This is a genomic window from Lacinutrix chionoecetis, assembly GCF_053604665.1.
This window is the reverse complement of record NZ_JBSHNQ010000075.1, coordinates 1-1498: the sequence shown is the minus strand read 5'-3', so window position 1 is coordinate 1498 and position 1498 is coordinate 1. Positions and strand designations below refer to the sequence as shown.

Here is a 1498-nt window from a genome sequence, read left to right as displayed (position 1 = left end):
GTCTTCGTCGTTAAACACACCAGACTTCACTAAAGCAATGGTTGTATCACCTTGACATAAGGTAATCACCGTGGCATCGTCTGTTGTTGCGGTTGTACCAGACACATCGGTTACGGTAGCATCTGTTAATACATTCTGACCATTAACTGTTGCTTGGTTTGTTACCTGACCAGCATCAATATCGTCTTGTGTCACGGCATAGTTTGCAGTGTACGTCCACGTCTCAGTAGGATCTAATTCGTTATCACCATCAGTATCACCAGAAACAAAGGCAATGGCAACCACTGGGTTAGGTGCTTCCAGTAATGGATCGGTTAATACAATATTATCGATAGATACGTTACCAGTATTCGTTACAGTGAAGGTATAGGTTATCGTTTCATCTACATTAGTACAGTTATCCTGATCTTCGTCGTTGAAGATGCCAGACTTTACAAGTGCAATCGTGGTATCACCTTGACATAAGGTAATCACAGTGGCATCGTCTGTTGTAGCCGTAGTACCAGACACATCTGTTACAGTAGCATCAGTCAATACATTTTGACCATTAACTGTAGCTTGGTTTGTTACTTGTCCAGCATCAATATCATCTTGTGCTACAGCATAGTTGGCTGTGTAAGTCCATGTTTCCGTAGGATCTAATTCGTTATCACCATCAGTATCACCAGAAGCAAATACGATTGCAACCACTGGGTTAGGTGCTTCTAATAATGGATCGGTTACAACCACATTATCAATAGACACATTACCAGTATTAGTTACGGTGAAGGTATACGTAATGGTTTCATCAACATTAGTACAGTTGTCTTGATCTTCGTCGTTAAAGATTCCAGACTTGACAAGTGCAATAGTTGTATCACCTTGACATAAGGTAATCACTGTTGCATCATCGGTTGTAGCAGTAGTACCAGACACATCTGTTACAGTAGCATCAGTCAATACATTTTGACCGTTAACTGTAGCTTGGTTTGTTACTTGTCCAGCATCGATATCGTCTTGTGTTACAGCATAGTTGGCTGTGTAAGTCCATGTTTCAGTAGGATCTAATTCGTTATCACCATCAGTATCACCAGAAGCAAATACGATTGCAACCACTGGGTTAGGTGCTTCTAATAAAGGATCGGTTACAACCACATTATCAATAGACACATTACCAGTATTAGTTACAGTGAAGGTATAAGTAATCGTTTCATCAACATTAGTACAGTTGTCTTGATCTTCGTCGTTAAAGATTCCAGACTTGACAAGCGCGATTGTTGTATCACCTTGACATAGTGTGATTACTGTTGCATCGTCTGTTGTAGCAGTAGTACCAGAGACATCTGTTACAGTAGCATCAGTCAATACATTTTGACCGTTAACTGTTGCTTGGTTTGTTACTTGTCCAGCATCGATATCATCTTGTGTTACAGCATAGTTGGCTGTGTAAGTCCATATTTCAGTAGGATCTAACTCGTTATCACCATCAGTATCACCAGAAACAAAGGCAATGGCAACC

The 1498-nt window shown here is 40.5% G+C and carries 1 protein-coding gene; it reads right to left on the bottom strand.

The window, feature by feature from the left end:
- The coding region (locus tag ACVC43_RS07245) for a DUF7507 domain-containing protein (protein WP_452223838.1) at positions 1-1498 on the bottom strand (1498 nt) is incomplete at both ends.